The 18746-nt window shown below is 34.1% G+C and carries 20 protein-coding genes; 4 read left to right on the plus strand and 16 right to left on the minus strand.

All coding sequences use genetic code 11. The features are described 5' to 3' along the window. Positions 1-2: 2 nt before the first annotated feature. The 3 genes from GQ40_RS06055 to GQ40_RS06070 form a co-directional block, all read right to left on the minus strand. Positions 3-1049 carry a hypothetical protein gene (locus tag GQ40_RS06055; RefSeq protein WP_047546672.1) on the minus strand — a complete coding sequence of 349 codons (1047 nt, stop codon included), beginning with the start codon at positions 1047-1049 and terminating at the stop codon, positions 3-5. Between the two features lie 51 nt (positions 1050-1100). Further along, positions 1101-1283: a hypothetical protein gene (locus GQ40_RS06060; RefSeq protein ID WP_047546674.1), complete on the minus strand. Its 183-nt coding sequence runs from the start codon at positions 1281-1283 to the stop codon at positions 1101-1103. A gap of 357 nt (positions 1284-1640) precedes the next feature. Beyond that, positions 1641-2981 carry a hypothetical protein gene (locus GQ40_RS06070; protein WP_047546679.1) on the minus strand — a complete coding sequence of 447 codons (1341 nt, stop codon included), beginning with the start codon at positions 2979-2981 and terminating at the stop codon, positions 1641-1643. Positions 2982-3154: 173 nt separating this feature from the next. Here GQ40_RS06070 and GQ40_RS06075 point away from each other — a divergent pair, with 173 nt between their 5' ends. Both GQ40_RS06075 and GQ40_RS06080 read left to right on the plus strand, forming a co-directional pair. Then, positions 3155-3973: an MBL fold metallo-hydrolase gene (locus GQ40_RS06075; protein ID WP_047546680.1), complete on the plus strand. Its 819-nt coding sequence runs from the start codon at positions 3155-3157 to the stop codon at positions 3971-3973. Positions 3974-4077: 104 nt separating this feature from the next. Continuing rightward, positions 4078-4311, plus strand: coding sequence for a hypothetical protein (locus GQ40_RS06080; protein WP_047546681.1), 234 nt, complete (start codon positions 4078-4080; stop codon positions 4309-4311). A 68-nt stretch (positions 4312-4379) separates the two neighbouring features. Here GQ40_RS06080 and ettA read toward each other — a convergent pair whose 3' ends face one another. The 6 genes from ettA to GQ40_RS06110 form a co-directional block, all read right to left on the minus strand. Beyond that, positions 4380-6071 (minus strand): energy-dependent translational throttle protein EttA, encoded by a 1692-nt coding sequence (gene ettA / locus GQ40_RS06085; RefSeq protein WP_047546682.1) that lies wholly within the window; start codon positions 6069-6071, stop codon positions 4380-4382. Between the two features lie 205 nt (positions 6072-6276). After that, positions 6277-6453, minus strand: a complete 177-nt coding sequence (locus GQ40_RS17710) for a CAL67264 family membrane protein (RefSeq protein ID WP_197052651.1) — start codon at positions 6451-6453, stop codon at positions 6277-6279. A gap of 107 nt (positions 6454-6560) precedes the next feature. Further along, positions 6561-7280 carry a pirin family protein gene (locus GQ40_RS06095; protein WP_047546685.1) on the minus strand — a complete coding sequence of 240 codons (720 nt, stop codon included), beginning with the start codon at positions 7278-7280 and terminating at the stop codon, positions 6561-6563. Positions 7281-7322: 42 nt separating this feature from the next. After that, complete coding sequence (locus tag GQ40_RS06100) at positions 7323-7760, minus strand: MarR family winged helix-turn-helix transcriptional regulator (RefSeq protein ID WP_047546687.1); 438 nt, start codon at positions 7758-7760, stop codon at positions 7323-7325. A 40-nt stretch (positions 7761-7800) separates the two neighbouring features. Then, positions 7801-8100, minus strand: coding sequence for a GNAT family N-acetyltransferase (locus GQ40_RS06105; protein WP_231565549.1), 300 nt, complete (start codon positions 8098-8100; stop codon positions 7801-7803). Then, positions 8084-8614, minus strand: coding sequence for an NADPH-dependent FMN reductase (locus tag GQ40_RS06110; RefSeq protein ID WP_047546691.1), 531 nt, complete (start codon positions 8612-8614; stop codon positions 8084-8086). The genes GQ40_RS06105 and GQ40_RS06110 overlap by 17 nt, the downstream gene beginning before the upstream one ends. Positions 8615-8755: 141 nt before the next feature. Between GQ40_RS06110 and GQ40_RS06115 the strand changes: the two genes are divergently transcribed. Together GQ40_RS06115 and GQ40_RS06120 are read left to right on the plus strand one after the other, a co-directional pair. Continuing rightward, positions 8756-10384, plus strand: a complete 1629-nt coding sequence (locus tag GQ40_RS06115; RefSeq protein WP_047546693.1) for an acyl-CoA carboxylase subunit beta — start codon at positions 8756-8758, stop codon at positions 10382-10384. 1 nt (position 10385) lies between these two features. Next, complete coding sequence (locus GQ40_RS06120) at positions 10386-11684, plus strand: MFS transporter (protein ID WP_047546695.1); 1299 nt, start codon at positions 10386-10388, stop codon at positions 11682-11684. Here GQ40_RS06120 and GQ40_RS06125 read toward each other — a convergent pair. The 7 genes from GQ40_RS06125 to GQ40_RS06155 form a co-directional block, all read right to left on the minus strand. Then, positions 11674-12735, minus strand: coding sequence for an AMP-binding protein (locus GQ40_RS06125; RefSeq protein ID WP_047546697.1), 1062 nt, complete (start codon positions 12733-12735; stop codon positions 11674-11676). The genes GQ40_RS06120 and GQ40_RS06125 overlap by 11 nt on opposite strands. 20 nt (positions 12736-12755) lie before the next feature. Then, positions 12756-13715 (minus strand): CPBP family intramembrane glutamic endopeptidase, encoded by a 960-nt coding sequence (locus GQ40_RS06130; RefSeq protein ID WP_047551557.1) that lies wholly within the window; start codon positions 13713-13715, stop codon positions 12756-12758. A 10-nt stretch (positions 13716-13725) separates the two neighbouring features. Beyond that, positions 13726-14775 (minus strand): o-succinylbenzoate synthase, encoded by a 1050-nt coding sequence (locus GQ40_RS06135; protein ID WP_047551559.1) that lies wholly within the window; start codon positions 14773-14775, stop codon positions 13726-13728. A gap of 49 nt (positions 14776-14824) precedes the next feature. Further along, on the minus strand, positions 14825-15514 hold the full coding sequence (locus GQ40_RS06140; protein ID WP_047546699.1) for a DUF2490 domain-containing protein: 690 nt from the start codon (positions 15512-15514) through the stop codon (positions 14825-14827). Between the two features lie 118 nt (positions 15515-15632). Beyond that, complete coding sequence (locus GQ40_RS06145) at positions 15633-16310, minus strand: metal-dependent hydrolase (protein ID WP_047546701.1); 678 nt, start codon at positions 16308-16310, stop codon at positions 15633-15635. Between the two features lie 194 nt (positions 16311-16504). Next, complete coding sequence (gene menA, locus GQ40_RS06150) at positions 16505-17410, minus strand: 1,4-dihydroxy-2-naphthoate octaprenyltransferase (protein WP_047546703.1); 906 nt, start codon at positions 17408-17410, stop codon at positions 16505-16507. Positions 17411-17425: 15 nt separating this feature from the next. After that, positions 17426-18265 (minus strand): 1,4-dihydroxy-2-naphthoyl-CoA synthase, encoded by an 840-nt coding sequence (locus GQ40_RS06155; protein WP_047546705.1) that lies wholly within the window; start codon positions 18263-18265, stop codon positions 17426-17428. Between the last annotated feature and the right edge of the window lie 481 nt (positions 18266-18746).

An 18746-nucleotide genomic window follows, 5' to 3' on the forward strand; every position in this document is an offset into this window, starting at 1 on the left:
GTTTAATTTTTAATATTAAGATCAGCAATTTGAATAGGCGCCTTAGCCAACTTATTCATAATTTCTGGTGTTTTATTATATAGTAATTGTATAATTCTATGAGGTGCAAAAATGTATCGTTGTCTAAAAATTTCATCCCACTTTTGAAAGGTTTGTTTGCTAAAAAAACTACCTTCCTTAAATTCACTTTTTGAACTGACTTCATCGATTTTAAAAGAGACTGCATAAGACTCTAAAGGCACTGTCTTTTGTGAAATACCTTCTAAAATGGCATGTGTTACCTTATTCTCGTCTTTTGCAAACACGTTGTGGATTGGTCCTAAATCTACTCTTTTTATTAATTTAGGAAATAACTTCGGGATACGTTTATCTATACCATAAGCCATCATGTCCAAATTCATTTCCCTATCTGCAACCGTTTTTAGAGCGTAATAAATGTCTTCTCTCTCTTTTTGTGGATTACTGCCATCGTAATCAAAGTACATATAGCAAACAAACGGTCTATTATGGGAAACTTCGTAAAAGCTCCAGCTTACCAAAAACTCTGCTGGAGAACCTTGTGGCGCTTCAATGATTTTACCTTGTACGAAACGGTTGAAAATGTATTCTTTTTTTGCTGAAGAATAATAGACTATAGATGCAGCCTGAAATAATTTACGTTTAGCAATAGGTTCTTTTTTGCGTAATAATGTATCTAGAAACTCTTCTTTTAAAATATTTGTATCTGTTAACTTCCCTAAATAATCTTCTCTTAACCCTAAATCGTTGAATAAATATCTAAACTCGAGATAATTTGGAAATCCAGAATCGGTTAAATCTACTTTCATGTTTTCTTCATCATCGTACATGTATTTTACACGCATCGCTTCGATAGAATACAATAACAAATCACAGTATTGCTTAAACAACAATAATTCCTGATGATTTAGAATTTGCTTTTGCTGTACTGCGACAATAAGTTCTTTTAATGTAAAATCTATCATTTTGTGATAGAACACATACTGTTCTTTAGAATCTAATACTGCGGAATCTAATGGTGTTACGATCATTTTTTTAGCGATTAGCTTTTGGCAATTGGCTAGAATTGAATATCAAGGTTGTTATAAATTAAATTTTTCTTTACAGATGTGATTATTGGTAGTCACTATTGTTTTACCATTATTTAAAGTTTGAACCTTTTGAACTTTAAAGCATTCTGAATGATCATTTGAGATACAAATCAAAACAACCACTGTAACACTTAATAAAATTGCTGCTATTGAAGCGACTATGATTTTTTTCATTTAGTGTAATTTATTTAAAATCTTTTTCCTGTTCTCTGTCCCAATTTCGTTTTGCTATAAATATTGCAGTAACGAGAATGTAGGATACAGAATTGACAACTAATGTGCGAATTATGTTTTCATCATAAAGCAAAAAATAGGTTCCAATTAAATTAAATATGAAAAAAACCACTAAAAAAAGAACAAATGTTTTATTGGTCATATGCTTATTCATTATCTAATTTTTAAATATTGGTTGATATTTGCGTTAAGGATGGAGCAATTGTTGGAGCTCTTCGTTTTTACGAAAGCGACTTGCGAGAGCCTGACCTAATTTTGCCATTAAAAGCAAAATTAGGTAACGCCATCATAATTAATTTAAGACAATAAATCGTCGTCGTTAGCTTTTGGTTTAGGCTCGCCTGCTGGCTCTCCTCCACCTGAAGGTGCATTTGGATCTGCACTGTAATACTCGTCAAAAATCTCTTTCATATCAATACCATAACGGTCTGCAAAGTTTTTTTGAATTTCGTTGTCTTTCGTCCTGATTTCTTTTAAAGCTTCTGCGTAACTACCATAAACGCCTTGCATCACTTTTTCGTGAACCGGAATGTTATCCATCATTTCTTGACGTGCCTTAGCACTTGCTGTGTGCATTGCTGCCAGTGTTTCGCCAATATGCTCATCGGTCTTGACACCTAAATGCTCTAAAATTGCTGCAAATTCTTGATCTGTACGTGCTTTTAATGCCACTACGTAACCGTCGTAATATTTTAGACGCTCATCGGTATCACTCTTTAATTTTGCACGATGCGTTTGTAAGTTACTACGTAGCGAGGTCAATACTTTAATAGTTAAGTTATGTTTGTGGACAAAACTATCTTTTGATGCTGCGAGTGTTGTGTAAGCGTTCTTTAAACCTTCCAACTCTTCAACCTTTTGCTCAAGCGTAGTTACTTTTGCCAAAGCATCAGAATATTCGGTAGATTGTTTGTCTGCTACTTCTTCAAGTGCTTGACGAGCTTGCTTTAAAAGTGCATATTGTTCTTCTAACTTGGTTTCAACTTCTTTTTTCTTCTCTAAAGCTTTGGTGTGGTTTTTACTAGCTTCTACTATGGCAGTTTTTAAGCTTTCTTCTACTTCTTTAATTTCTAGCTCTCTGTCCTTTAATCGCTTAATTGCTGCTTGACTTTTAAATGACAGTTCATTTAACAGTGTTTGAACATCTGCACTTTCAATACGTTGCTGAAATAATGCTTTTGCTTTATTATCTGATGCTTCGCGCTCTTTTTGAGCTGCTTTAAGCTCATCTTCAGCATTTTTGATTTTGCTCTTTCTACCCCAGAGGTTATTCCAAAACGTATCTGGTTTAGCATTTGCATCTTCCAGTTCTACTTTTGCTCGTTCTAACCTTTTAATGGCATCATCAATGACTTTTTGTTCTGCTGCATTTAATGCAGAAAAACCTTCAAACATAATTCCAACCTCATCTTGATAATCGGTAAGATCCTTAATGGCATCCAATAGTGTAGACCGGTCTTTCTCTGCCATGTCAACAACATTGTCTAATGTTGCGTTTAGGATTTTTTGACGACTTTCTGGATCGTCTTCTTGAGCGAGCTTCGATTTCATTTGGTCAATGGCCTTTCCCCAGTTGACATCTACTTTTTCGATTTTCTCGTTAGAATTTGTTTCTAATAAATCAAAATCATCAGCCATGTTATGTTGTGTGTTTTAGTTGGACAATATTTAGGATAAGCAATTTCGTTAAAAAATATGATTTTAAAAACTTAATGTGCCTAAAATATCAGTATCAAATTATAATGTTTTGTTACAAACTTTATTTAGAATTTTTTTGTGATTATCTTTAAGTTCTAAAACAGATAAAATCTATGAACTATTTAAAATTACTTTTAATCTTATTGTGTTTTACAACTTTTTCTTGTAAAACAGATACAAAAAAACAATCAACGGATACTGCAGAAACTACTGAAACAAATTTGGTTGCTGAGAATTCTTCGGAAATGTCTAATACTGAAAAAGGAGATATGTTAGACATAAATCCTATCTCTCATGCCACTATGGTTTTAACTTTAGGAAACGATGACATTTACGTTGATCCAACTGGAGGAACAGAGGCTTTTTCTGAATTTACCTCTCCGGAAATCGTCTTGCTCACTGATATTCATGGTGATCATTATGATATTGAAACCCTTAAGGGATTAGATTTATCTAATGCTACTGTAATTGCACCAAAAGCTGTAGTTGACATGTTTCCGAAGGATTTAAAGACAAAAACTATAATTACCTTAAATAATGGTGAGACGTATGATACTACTCAAGGTTTCTCTGTTGAAGCATTACCTATGTACAATTTGCGTGAAGAGGCTCTAAAATTTCATCCCAAAGGACGTGGTAACGGTTATGTGCTAACTATAAATGATGAGCGTATTTATATCTCTGGCGATACAGAGGATATTCCTGAAATGAGAAATCTCAAAAACATAGATAAAGCATTTATATGTATGAATTTGCCATATACAATGACCGTTGAAAAGGCAGTTGAAGCTGTGTTGGAATTTAAACCAAAAACGGTTTATCCATACCATTATCGTGGCCAAGACGGTATGAGCGACACAGAAAAATTTAAGACCATGGTGAACCTTGGAGATGGGTCTATTAAAGTGGTTCAACTGAATTGGTACAATTAACAAATGTTAATTATATCGATTAAGTGTAACTTTTTCTAGATAAATGACTTATATAATAAATAATATTGTATATTTGAGTTCCCAATCAATTTAATTATAGTGCGATGTTAACTACTTATATATCAAACATTTTTACTGTAAGCACGATGCAGCTTACTATAGTATTAATAATTACTGCATCTATTTTTTTGGTATTTATCGCAGTTGCTATAATTAAAATGTATAAGTTAAAAGCTGAAAATAAACGATTGCTTGACAATAATTTTTACAAATCTAAAATAGATAAGAGTTACCAGGATTTTACAGACGGTCATCTATACGATAATAACAATAGTTAAATATTAAGATATTTATATATAAAAAAAGCCAGCAAATGCTGGCTTTTTTTATGTTTTGCTTTTAAATTTTATCTTACTAACTTTTTATATTTAATTCTTTTTGGCATTAAATCTCCACCTAAACGTTTTTTCTTATTTTCTTCGTAATCTGAGAAACTACCCTCAAAAAAATATACCTGACTATTACCTTCAAATGCTAAAATATGTGTACAAATTCTATCTAAAAACCATCTGTCGTGAGAAATAACCACTGCGCATCCAGCAAAATTTTCTAATCCTTCCTCTAAAGCTCTCAATGTATTCACATCAAGGTCATTGGTAGGTTCATCTAAAAGCAATACGTTGCCTTCCTCTTTAAGTGTCATTGCTAAATGTAAACGGTTGCGTTCTCCACCTGAAAGCAATTTTACCGCTTTATTTTGTTCACTGCCAGAAAAATTAAATCGACTTAAGTATGCTCTGGAATTTACTTGCTTACCTCCCATCAAAACCAATTCTTGACCATCACTAAAGTTTTGCCATATTGATTTTTCTGGATCTATATTAGAATGTTTTTGATCTACATACGCTAGTTTTGCTGTTTCACCAACTTTAAATTCCCCTTTATCTGGAGTTTCCTCACCCATGATCATTCTAAAAATTGTGGTTTTACCAGCACCATTTGGTCCTATAACCCCAACAATGCCTGCTTGTGGTAGATTGAAATTTAAATCTTCATAAAGTAATTTGTCGTCATACCCTTTACTTACACCTTTGGCTTCAATGACATTGGTTCCCAAACGTGGTCCATTTGGAATGTAAATTTCAAGTTTCTCATCCAATTGTTTTTGGTCTTGACTCATTAATTTATCGTAATTATTCAAACGTGCTTTTTGCTTAGTCTGGCGACCTTTTGCTCCTTGTCTTACCCACTCTAGCTCACGCTCTAATGTTTTTTGGCGTTTTGAAGCTGTTTTGCTTTCTTGAGCCATACGTTTAGATTTTTGATCTAACCAAGATGAATAATTTCCTTTCCAAGGGATACCTTCACCTCTATCTAGCTCTAAAATCCAACCAGCAACGTTATCTAAAAAATATCTATCGTGAGTTACCGCAATGACAGTTCCTTTATATTGCGCCAAATGATGCTCTAACCAATGTACAGACTCTGCGTCTAAGTGGTTAGTAGGTTCATCTAATAATAAAACATCGGGTTCTTGAAGCAATAATCTACATAGTGCCACTCGACGACGCTCTCCACCAGATAATACTCCGATTTTTTTATCGCCATCTGGAGTACGTAACGCATCCATCGCTATTTCTAATTTGGTGTCAAGCTCCCAAGCATCTGCTGCATCAATTTGATCTTGTAGTACTGCTTGACGGTTCATTAGTTTTTCCATTTTATCTGGATCGCTATAAACTTCCTCTAAACCAAATTGATCATTAATATTGTTATATTCATCTAGAATTGCTACTGTTTCCGCAGCACCTTCTCTTACAATTTCCATAACTGTCTTATCGTCATCGAGCTTTGGCTCTTGTTCTAAATAACCAACCGTATATCCCGGAGAAAATACCACATCACCTTGATAATTTTTATCAACGCCTGCAATAATCTTTAGTAAAGTTGATTTACCAGAACCGTTTAAACCAAGAATCCCAATTTTTGCTCCGTAAAAAAAGCTAAGATATATGTTTTTTAAAACAGGTGTTTGTGCACTTTGAAACGTCTTGGTCAAGCCAGACATTGAGAAAATTACTTTTTTATCGTCACTCATTTTATATAAGTTGTTTAATTGTTTTTTATTAATTTGTTAAGTTGAGGAATGATATGATAATTGTTTAGCCATTTCCAGATATTTTAAAAAGCCCACAGTACATTAAATTGCAATGAGAGATTATATATATTTTTATTCCGAAGTACACCTAAAGAATTTTAATATCTAGAACTGTTGAAATAGCAAACTAAGTTTAAGAGTTTACCTAAACGCGTCCTTTTAAAGCATTGAATACCCATGCTATGCAAAAAAAACCAACACCTACAGCTGCAAAACCGTATCCTGCGACTTCGTAATATCTAAAAGCACCTAAAGCAATAAGTCCTAATCCTACAATAATCATTATTGTGGTAGCCCAAGCTAACACTGTGTTTTTGTTCATTGCCATAATTAATTAATTTTTAAGGGAAATACAAATATCGTATTTTTTAAACAAAAAAAAGCATTCCGTTACAGAATGCTTTTGCTATTAATCAAAATTAAAGGGGATTAATTCATAGGGACTTCTATTAATAACAATTCGGTTTCTTGATGAGCTGCAATTAAAAAATCTTTTACTTCGGAAATTCCAATAGCATCACGAGTTTCTAATTTATGTTCACCTACCGTAATATCTCCACTTATTACTAAGATGTAAACTCCATGATTTTCAGATTTTAGTGCGTAATCAAGTGTTTTTTCGCGATCTAAATCCAATCTAGATAATTTAGCGTCTTGATGAATTTGCAAAGCGCTACTTGTATCCTCATCGATTGATGTCACTAAAGTTTGTAATTTGTTTTTTCTTTCTGAAGCACTAAAATGTTTTTGACCGTAACGCGCTTCAACATTCCTTTTATTCGGAACAATCCAAATTTGAAATAAACTTAAATATGTATCATTTGAACCATTAATCTCAGAGTGTTGCACGCCTTGACCTGCAGACATTATTTGCACTTCCCCAACATTTACTTCCTGCCATTCGTTATGCATAGAATCTCTGTGTTTTAATACTCCAGATAATGGGATCGTAATGATTTCCATATTATCATGAGGATGCGTACCAAAACCCATCTTTGGTGCAATCGTATCGTCATTTAAGACGCGTAGTGCTCCAAAATTCATGTTATTTTCATCATAATAATTCGCAAAACTAAACGAGTGGTTAGCTTGTAGCCAACCATGATTTGCAAAACCTCTTTCTCCTGCCCTTGTTATAGTTGTTTTCATAATGTTTCTATAATTGATATTATTTTTTTGAAATTTTAAATGTTAACGCATCTTATCTAGCAAATCACTTAATTGCTCCGCTTCTTCTTCATTTAAATTTTTAAGTAAGTCATTGTTCATATTATTAGGAATTGATGACAATAAATCTCTTCCCTCTTTAGTTATGGCAATTTTAACAACGCGTCTGTCATGCTGTGATGGTAACCTTTCAATTAGGTTTTTAGCGCAAAGTTTATCCATTAATCGTGTAGCATTGGGTGAGCGCTCCAACATTCTATCCTTAATCGTTTGGACATTGAGTGCCTCATCTGCTCCTCTCAAAATTCTAAGAATATTGTACTGCTGAGGGGAAATGCCAAAATCTTTAAAAAACTCGTTTTGACAACTTGTGATCCAATTTGCAGTGTAAATAATATTAAGCAATGCCTTGATTCTATTATTCTCGAATTTTGAATTGATATCCCTTGCTAAATCACCCATTTTATGTAATTATTTTATAATAATTTTTAAAACTAAAATTCTAAGCTCTCAAATCATTGTATTTAGAATTTTCACTAAAAACCTTATCTACATAAGGACAGCTTGGTATGGCTTTGAGATTATTAGTTCGCATAAATTGCGCAGACTTTTCAATTAATTTCAATCCCAAGTCCTTGCCTCTATACGATTTGTCTATTAAAGTATGATTGATATCAATGGTGTGGTCATCTACAACTATGTAAGTCATTTCTCCTATTTCCTTTCCATTTTCTTCTAAAAAGAATTTTCCTTCTCCATCTAATTGTTTGTGTTTGACTTCCATTTTATAGGCTTTTTTCAAATTTTTTAACTTCAGCAATAAGCTCGTCGTTAAGATCTTTGTTTACTATTTTTCCTTCGGAAAAATTATCACCAAAAGATGGTAATGAAAATTTACCTACAATATTGGCATCATGAAATGGAAAGCGATCCATCGCAATACCTAAAACCGATTGTCCACCTCGTGCTCCAGGAGAGGTTGCCATCAACAAAATGGACTTATTAAAGAATGTTTTAGTTTCGATTCTCGACATCCAATCAAATAAATTTTTAAATACCGATGTATAGGCACCGTTGTATTCTGCCAATGATAATACTATACCGTCCGTTTCCTTAATATGCTTTAAAAACTTTTTAGCATTTTCTGGAATACCTTCTTTTTCCTCTAATTGCTTACTGTACATTGGTAATTCAAAATCGTTAAGATCTAAAATAGAAACATTTACATTACAAACTAAAGTAGATGTGTAAACTGCTAATTGTTTGTTTATTGAATCTGTGCTGTTGCTTCCAGCGAATGCTATAATGTTTTTCATCTTATGTTTTTTTGTTATTCAAATATACTCAAATAAATTATATATTCCTAGGTAAATATTTCCATGTAATTAATTTTAACAAAACATTCACTTTCTTAACATAAATTGGTTTTGTAAATTCGTAGGAAATTAAAAGACCTTATGGATTTAAACTTCAACAAAAACGAAGATCACAATAAACTACTTCTTTCAGACTTAAAAAAACGTTTGGCAAAGGTAAAATTAGGAGGCGGAGAAAAACGTATCGAAAAACATCACGCCAAAGGTAAAATGACTGCCAGAGAACGTGTAAATTTCTTATTGGACTCTAAAAAGCCATCTATAGAAATTGGAGCGTTTGCTGGAGAAGACATGTATGAGGAGCATGGAGGCTGTCCTTCTGGAGGTGTTGTTGTAAAGATGGGTTATGTGTCAGGCAAGCAATGTATTGTTGTCGCCAATGATGCTACTGTAAAAGCTGGTGCCTGGTTCCCTATCACTGGCAAGAAAAATTTGCGTGCACAAGAAATTTCTATAGAAAATAGATTACCAATTATATACTTGGTGGATTCTGCAGGTGTGTATTTACCAATGCAAGATGAAATTTTCCCAGACAAAGAACATTTTGGTCGCATTTTTAGAAATAATGCAGTCATGAGCAGCATGGGAATTACACAAATTGCTGCAGTAATGGGAAGTTGCGTTGCTGGCGGAGCGTATTTACCAATCATGAGTGACGAAGCTTTAATCGTAGATAAAACAGGAAGTATTTTTCTAGCAGGAAGTTATTTAGTGAAGGCTGCCATTGGGGAAACCATAGATAATGAAACTTTAGGAGGTGCGACAACACACTGCGAAATTTCTGGAGTGACCGATTATAAAGCAAAAGATGACAAGGATGCTCTGGAAACCATCCAGCGCTTAATGGATAAAATTGGTGATTATGATAAAGCTGGATTCAATCGAGCTGTATCAAAAAAACCTACAGAAAATCCTGATGATATCTTCGGAATCTTGCCAAGATCACGTGCAGATCAATACGATATGAAAGAAATTATCAAACGACTAGTTGACAACAGTGAGTTTGACGAATATAAAGAAGGCTACGGAAAAACAATCATCACAGCCTACGCAAGAATTGATGGTTGGGCAGTTGGTATTGTTGCCAACCAACGAAAATTGGTGAAGACCAAAAAGGGAGAAATGCAGTTTGGTGGTGTCATCTATAATGATAGTGCAGACAAGGCAACACGCTTTATTGCTAATTGCAACCAAAAGAAAATCCCTTTGGTCTTTTTACAGGATGTTACAGGTTTTATGGTTGGTAGTAAATCTGAACATGGTGGTATCATTAAAGATGGTGCAAAAATGGTGAATGCGGTGAGTAATTCCGTAGTTCCAAAATTTACTATTATCCTCGGAAACAGTTACGGAGCAGGAAATTACGCCATGTGCGGAAAAGCTTACGACCCTAGATTAATCGCTGCTTGGCCAAGCGCAGAACTTGCGGTGATGAGCGGGAATTCCGCAGCAAAAGTATTATTGCAGATTGAAAAAGCATCGCTTCTTAAAAGAGGAGAAAAAATTACCGAAGCCAAAGAAAAAGAGCTTTTCGATAAAATCAAAAATAGATACGATAACCAAGTATCACCATATTATGCTGCAGCTCGCATTTGGACGGATGCTATTATTGATCCATTAGAAACCAGAACATGGATTAGTATGGGTATAGAAGCTGCAGACCACGCTCCTATTGAGAAAAAATTTAATATGGGCGTTTTACAGGTATAACATGTCTCAACAGAAAAGCACCTCTTCAGTTTTTACGATCATCTTGCTCATATTAGCTGGAGAAGCTGTTTTCATTTTACCTTTTGTACTCGTTAGAATTTTTAGAACCACATTTTTAGAATCTTTCGCCATTACACAAACAGAATTGGGAAGTTGTTTTTCTGTTTACGGTCTCGTTGCGTTGTTTTCTTATTTGTTTGGTGGTCCATTGGCAGATAAATTTCGTCCGCATGTATTAATGTCTATCGCTTTGATGCTCACTGCGGTTGGCGGGTTTTATTTGGCGTCTTATCCATCGTTAGCCAAACTTCATTTACTTTATGGGTTTTGGGGATTCACCACTATTTTTCTCTTTTGGGCTGCCATGATTAAAGCTACCAGGATTTGGGGAGGAGAGAGCAAACAAGGTATCGCATTTGGATTTTTAGACGGTGGACGGGGTTTGGTGGCAGCACTATTTGGATCGGTTGGTGTGTTTATTTTTTCAGCATTTATAACCAAAGATATTGAGCTTACATCTATTTTAGAGCGAAAAGAAGCTTTCAAAGAGGTCATTACCTACACGTCAATTGCAGTTTCTATAGTTGCAATTCTTGTATTCTTTTTTCTTCGGAAATTAGATGCTTCCGAAGAAAAAAATCTTAAAACTAAAATCGGAAAATCAAAATTACTTACTCTAGAAAATTTTAAAATGGTCATGCAGTTTAAAGCTGTTTGGCTTTTGATGGTCATTATTTTATGCGCTTATTTTGGATATAAAATGACAGATCTCTTTAGCCAATATGCAGAAGATGTTATGAATTATAATAAAATTGAAGCTGCAAAAGTAGGCACTTCGCTTTTGTATATGAGACCAATTATAGGTGTTGTCATTGGCTTGATGGCAGATCGTACCCGAGCATCACTTTGGATTGTTATTGGGTTTTTATTGATGGTTATAACCAGTTCTATTTTTGCAAGCGGAATTATCAATGACAGTTCTACTCTTTTATTTATAACCTCCATAGGCACGATGGCTCTTGGCGTTTATTCTGCAAGGGTTCTATATTTTGCAACTTTAGAAGAAGCTAAAATCCCGTTGGCAGCAACAGGAACAGCGGTTGGTTTTATCTCAATCATAGGTTATACACCAGATATCTTTGCTGGACCGCTAATGGGTTATTTTCTGGATGCCAACCCTGGAGCAGTTGGATTAGAAAACGTTTTTGGTGTGATGACCTTATTTTCGGTTATTGGATTAATAGCATCTTTTTGGTTTTATAGACACTCTAAATCAATATTATTAAAAACTAAGATTTAATTTTTTCCAAAGTCTTTTTACGCTGGATTTTACCGGTCTCTGTCATCACGAATTGAGGAACTGGATATATCTTCTTCGGAATTTCAAATTTTCCTAATCCCTTAAAAATAGCTTTATCTAAATTAGCCTCTTCTGCTTCTAAGATTAGAATGAGTTGCTGCCCCAGGTTTTCATCAGCTTCCGAAGTTATAAAAAATTGCTCCTTGATTTTTCCTTTTAACTGCTCTTCAATTTGCTCTGGAAACAATTTTAATCCACCAGAATTGATGACATTATCTATGCGACCAAGCCACTCAAATTCTGTTTCTGAATGCAATTTAACAATATCATTAGTGACAATTTTGTTAGGTGCCACTTTTGGAGCATCGATTACCAAACACCCTCTTTCGTCTTGAGATATTTTTACATCTGGCAATACTTTAAAGTAAGACTTCTTATTTAAGTCATTTAATGGCTTTAAAGCAATATGCGTGGCAGTTTCGGTCATGCCATAAGTTGCATAGACCTTAGTGTTTAGGGATTGTGTAGATGCTATCAAATCTGAAGAAACAGTAGAACCTCCTACAATCATAATATCAACATTGTGCAAATAGGTCAATGTAGATTTCAATTGCATTGGCAGCATGGCACAAAACCTATATTTTTTTTCATAATCAAAAACAGGACGTGATGCAGGCTCAACCAAATCAACCTCAAGACCTAATATTAAGGCTCTAATTAACATCATTTTACCAGCAATATAGTTTGTTGGCAAACAATGAAGTGATGTATCTCCAAGTTGTAATTGCAAATAATTACCAGTAGCAATTGAAGAATTCACCATGGCTTGTTTGCTTAGTTTTATTTTTTTAGGTTTACCCGTAGATCCAGACGTTTGCGCAAATATATAGTCTTTCTCATCCAACCAGTCTAATAGAAAATTACCAGTGATTTTTTCATAAGGCTCTCCTTCTTTAACTAAGCTGTAGGCTACTTCTTTTAATTCTTCGTGATCAAAATTTGTACCGTTGAGTTTAAATTTTGAATGTACTTTATTGTGAGTTGGTGTCATAAAATTTCAGCTTAATTAAATTATTCTCCAATGATTTTATAGTCTTCTGTTGGTGGCTCATGAATGTCACCAAACAATTTTTCTTTCCAGTTTTTCCATTTATATACTTTAGCAAAAACAAATAAAATAATTGGAAAAATTATAAATACCGGTAACACCATATCTATAAATTCTAAACTAGGCTCTGCTGTATCTTTTAGAATAGAATGGGTTTGAAATGCAGTCCAGTCTGAAGTTACCAACAAAGCAGTGAACAAATTATTTGCTGCGTGAAAACCTAAAGCGAGCTCTGTGCCCTCATCCATTAAGGTCATGATCCCTAAAAATAAACCAGTACCTATGTAATAGACCAATAACGAATAACCTAGTTTTTCAATTTCTGGATTTGCAATATGTAATAGTCCAAAAATAAGTGAAGTCATTAGCAATGGAAACCATCTGTTTTTTGCAAGCATACCAAAGCCTTGCATCAAATAACCTCTAAATAAATACTCCTCTAAACTTGTTTGGATTGGAATTAGGGCAATTGCTATTATAGCTAAAATTAGAAAACGCTGAGGCTCAAAATTGAACTCATAATTTTCTGGGGACAGATAAAAATAATCTACTAAAACAAGACTAGATGAGATAATTCCCCAAAATACGAATGCAAACATGATACGTTTCCAATCGAGTTTTGGTCGGGAAGTTGCAATACTAACCATCTTTTGGTTGTGTAAGGTTCTTACCGCGATCCATAAGCCAACAAATGCCATCACAAAGGAAATGAGCATTAAAAACAAGAAGAGATTAGAATCTAAAAGTGCATACATTGTTGCTTCACTCACATTTTCAAGATTGCCTCCTTGTTCTATAGTTTTATAAACGACAGCTCCCAATAAAGGAAGTTGCCCTATAACTGCAGCGATAAAAACAATCAAAGAACCTACTAAATACCTCCAAAAATCATGTTGCGCTTTAAAAGCTTGTGCTATAAACATAGTCGTAATTTTAAATTTTAATCCTGAGATTAGAAAGGTTCCAATCTCCATTTATTTTGTATTGCAATGTACCATTTTTTACAATTAATGGTGCATCAAAATTATTAGTAAATAGACTCCCAGTGCCTAGGCCTTGTGGCAAATTGCTGTTTTGTTTAAACGTCCATTGTGCAATGGCATTAAGCCCAATATTGCTTTCTAGAGCACTTGTAATCCACCAGCCAATGTTATGGTTTTCTGCTAAATTAATCCACTTTTCGCTCCCTTGAAACCCTCCAACCAACGTTGGTTTTAAAATAATGTATTGCGGATTTATTACGGTTAATAGTTCTTTCTTTTTGTCTTCGGAAAATATACCAATCAACTCTTCGTCTAAAGCAATTGGTAAAGGTGTCGTTTCACACAATTTCGCCATTTCCTGCCATTGACCTTGTTTGATGGGTTGTTCTATGGAATGAAGATCAAACTCTGATAATCGTTTCAGTTTTCCTAAAGCCTCTCGAGGTGAGAATGCACCATTGGCATCAACACGTAATTCAATATCCTTTGCTGAAAATTCTTGACGAATGGATTTTAGTAGTTCAATTTCCGAAGAAAAATCTATGGCTCCTATTTTCATTTTAATACATGAAAATCCGGTCTCTAGTTTGTCCTTGATTTGTTGCTTCATGAATGTTTTGTCTCCCATCCAAATCAATCCATTAATTGGGATTGGTTTTTGGTTTTGAGTAAATTGCGAAGGAAACAGATTAAAACCATCTTCACTTTCTAATGACTTGAAAGCCATTTCCAATCCTATTTGAATGCTAGGGAATTCAATAAGTTCAGCAAGCAAAACTTCTAATCCTAAATTAATATTATCGCAAGTAAATTGGAGTTTTTCTTCAAAATCTGGTCGGTCATCAACACTCAATCCTTTGAACATTCCACATTCGCCGATGCCTTTTTTATCGTATCGCTCTAAAACGATCAACCATGTATCTTTGGTTTTTAGGATGCCACGAGAAGTACCACTTGGATTTTTAAAATGAAGTGAATAAGGTTTGAAGGTCGCTTTTATCATCTACACAAAAGTAAAGAAACTTGTATGATTTAAGGTTTGAAAATAGTTAGAAATTATGATGAAAACTTAGTTGCAATTGTGCTTTCCCAATGGCATCGGTTTTTTGATTCATCCAGCCTAACTGAAATTTCATTCCTTGTTTTAGTACGTAGCCAAGACCTAAATAGGTTCGGTTTCTATCAAAGAATTCTACTTCTCTATTATCACCTATATCACGTTGACCATTGACGAAGAGTTCATTATAAAGCGCTGCGTAAAATACTCCTTTCTCTAATGTGCTTTTGTTGAATGGAATGTTCATGAACAGGTTATAGCGGTATCGTGTTCTAAAATCTTGATCCTCTACAAATCGTTGCTCGTACCTAAAACGGTGGGTCAAAAAGACTCTATTTCCTAGTTTTTGAGGGATTAATGCTTCTTGATAGATTCTACTTTCGGCTGATGTTTCGTTACTTTCACCAAAGGCTCCTGAAGTTATGTGAGCATATCCCAAAGTGAACTTTGCGTTTACTCCAGTTGGTCTGTAGGTGAATCCAGATCGTAATAAAAGTTGTTCTAGATCGCCTCCTAAATTCCAATTTCTATATTGAACATCACCTTGAATCCCAAATTTACTGTCTTTAAATTGTGCATCATAAAAATACATGTACCATGCTCCTGTTTTGCCAGCTTCTACTTGCGCAAAAGATTGTATTGATAAACATAAGAGTAAAATAAGTGTGAATTTTAATTTCATAGTTGATGGGCTTTTTATGCAAAATAACACTGAAAAATCAACTTTGAAAACTAAGTGTCTCAAATAACAGATGTTTAACAATTTTAGAATTTTAAATATGAGAAAATTTAAACGAACATTATAATTCTATACTCTCACCTATTTCTAAAAGCATTAAATCCTTGTTCTTATCAAAAAATTTGCGTTTGGCCATTTCATGGTCAATTTCGATATACCCAAAAGTATCAAAGTGATAACCTAAAATCTTATCGCACTCTACAAAATCACTTGCTATAATAGCTTCGTCAACTCCCATTGTAAAGTTATCTCCTATTGGCAAAACAGCTAAATCTAATTTTGTGAATAATGGGATCAATTTCATATCCATAGTCAAAGCAGTATCACCAGCAATATATATGTTTTTGCGTTCTCCTTCAATGACGAATCCGCCAGGTTGGCCACCATAGCTACCATCTGGAAAAGATGATGTATGAATAGCATTAACATATTTTACATTACCAAATTCAAAATCCCATTGTCCTCCATGATTCATGGGATGATTTTCTATGTCTAAACCATCAAAGTGATTTGCTACCTCAAAGTTAGATACGACAACCGCTCCTGTTCTTTTTGCTATAGCTTCTACATCTAAAATATGATCTTGATGCGCGTGTGTAACTAAAATATAGTCTGCCTTTAAAGTTTCTATATCAATGTGTGATGCTTTAGGGTTTCCTGTTATAAATGGATCTACTAAAATATGAATGTCATCAATTTTGATACCCAAAGAGGCATGACCGTAAAATGTAATTTGCATTTTTTTATTTTTAAAATTATTGGAATATTACCGTAAAATACAAAAAAAACTCAGACAGATTTGAAGAAATTGTCTGAGTTTTTAAGCCCCAAATTTTATTGCCAACATAAAAGCAAATCAATGCCGACCTACAAAATTTCAAGAACTAAATTAGTTATTAATTATTTGAAAACCAAATATTTATAAAATTATTTTTATAAAATATATCCAATACCCAAAAGAACAGATAACAAAAATGATGATAATGCCAGCACTTTTAATTGTGGATCAAAGTCTTTTGGTGAAGTTGCTTTTCTTACCTTATTGATGTGTATTATTAAAGGGATATAAGCAATGTAAAATAAAAAGATCGTAAAATTTGAGAAATATAAAATGGAAAATAACATAGATACCAGTATTGCTAAAACAATCAAAGTAATATGGTATATTTTTGCTTTCTCTTTGCCCAATTTTACTGCGAGCGTTATTTTTTCTGATGATTTATCAGTCTCAAGATCCCTCATATTGTTAAGGTTCAAAACACCCATGCTCAATAACCCAATCGTGATTGCGGGTAACCAGACGTGATGATCAATATGTTTTGTGTAAAGAAAATAACTGCCTACAACGCTTACAATTCCGAAGAAAATAAAAACAAATATATCTCCTAAACCTTTGTATCCATAAGGTGAACTACCAACAGTATAATTGATTGCTGCATATATAGAAACCCCAGAAAGTAAAAAAAATAGTAGAGCATAAAGCAGGTACTTACTGCCAAATGAGGCAAGAACAAGCGCAACGGTCAATATGATAACGACAAGAATATTAAATCTTATACCCTCAAACATCTCTTGTGGTGTTATAGCTCCACTTTGAATAGCTCTTTTGGGACCTATTCTATCATCGTTATCTGTTCCTCTCATACCATCACCGTAGTCATTAGCTATATTGGAAAGAATTTGCAACGCAATGGTCAATAACATAGCAAGTACAAAGATAAGCACATCAAAAGCGCCATTATAATGCGCTAAACAGCTTCCTATTATTATTCCTGAAACAGATAATGGCAAGGTGCGTAATCTAAAAGCAGATAACCAAGGTTTGACTTTTTTAAACATAGAGTGAATTGATATTTACGGAATCCACTTTTTATCAAAGTTAGGCTTGCGCTTTTCTAAAAACGCATCCCTACCCTCTTTTGCTTCATCTGTCATATATGCCAATCTCGTAGCTTCTCCAGCAAAGACTTGTTGGCCAACCATACCATCGTCTGTTAAATTCATTGCGAATTTTAACATTTTTATGGATGTTGGTGACTTTGCCAATATTTCCTGAGCCCATTCATAGGCTGTAGTTTCTAAATCGTCATGAGGTATTACTGCATTTACCATTCCCATGTCGTAAGCTTCTTGTGCGGAGTAATTTCTTCCGAGGAAAAAAATCTCACGCGCACGTTTTTGACCAACCATTTTTGCTAAATACGCAGACCCGTAACCACCATCAAAACTTGTGACATCTGCATCGGTTTGTTTAAATATGGCATGTTCTTTACTTGCCAAGGTTAAATCGCAAACAACATGAAGACTGTGACCACCTCCAACTGCCCAACCAGGAACCACTGCTATGACTGCTTTTGGCATAAACCTAATTAACCTTTGAACCTCTAAAATATTTAGACGATGATAGCCATCTTCTCCAACGTAGCCTTGATGTCCTCTTGCCTTTTGGTCGCCTCCAGAGCAAAAGCTCCATATGCCATCTTTTGTTGATGGACCTTCCGCAGATAATAGAACGACGCCAATATTTACATCTTCTCCAGCATCATAAAAAGCATCATAAAGTTCACTGGTTGTTTTTGGTCGAAACGCATTTCTAACATTTGGTCTATTAAATGCTATTCTCGCCACTCCATTGCATTTTTTATAGGTAATATCTTCATAGGTTTTTGCTGTGACCCATTCGGCTTTTTTCATATTTGTAATATTTGTAGCAAAAATACTGCTTTTATTAAAATACCATACTATTAATATACTACCTCTATTAGCTATTAATTTCTAAATTACTACTTACTAGTGAATTATGTGACTTATTAAAAAATCGCTTGTTTTAAAATAGGCGACTATTTTAGATTACTTAGTTGTCAATAAAAACATATTTAGGGATAGGGCTATCTTAAAATCTAACCTTGCCTCACAAATAATCAAGCGTGAAACATCTCAATCTGGTAAACTCACTTTTTAACCATACTGCTGTTGTAGAATTTAACGAAGGTATTCATACCAATTTAAATTCTTGCAAGTAAACCATCATTGACCTTTTCAATTACTTCGGAAATGAAACACCTTTTGGTATCGTCCTAAACCGAGTACATTTTTACTCAATAGGCGTAATGGAAATAATGAAATAAGATCTATTTGCCCAACCCTTATCTCAGGAATTGTTAGATATGACCAA

Origin of the sequence: Psychroserpens sp. Hel_I_66 (genome assembly GCF_000799465.1) — a bacterium.
GTDB lineage: Bacteria > Bacteroidota > Bacteroidia > Flavobacteriales > Flavobacteriaceae > Psychroserpens.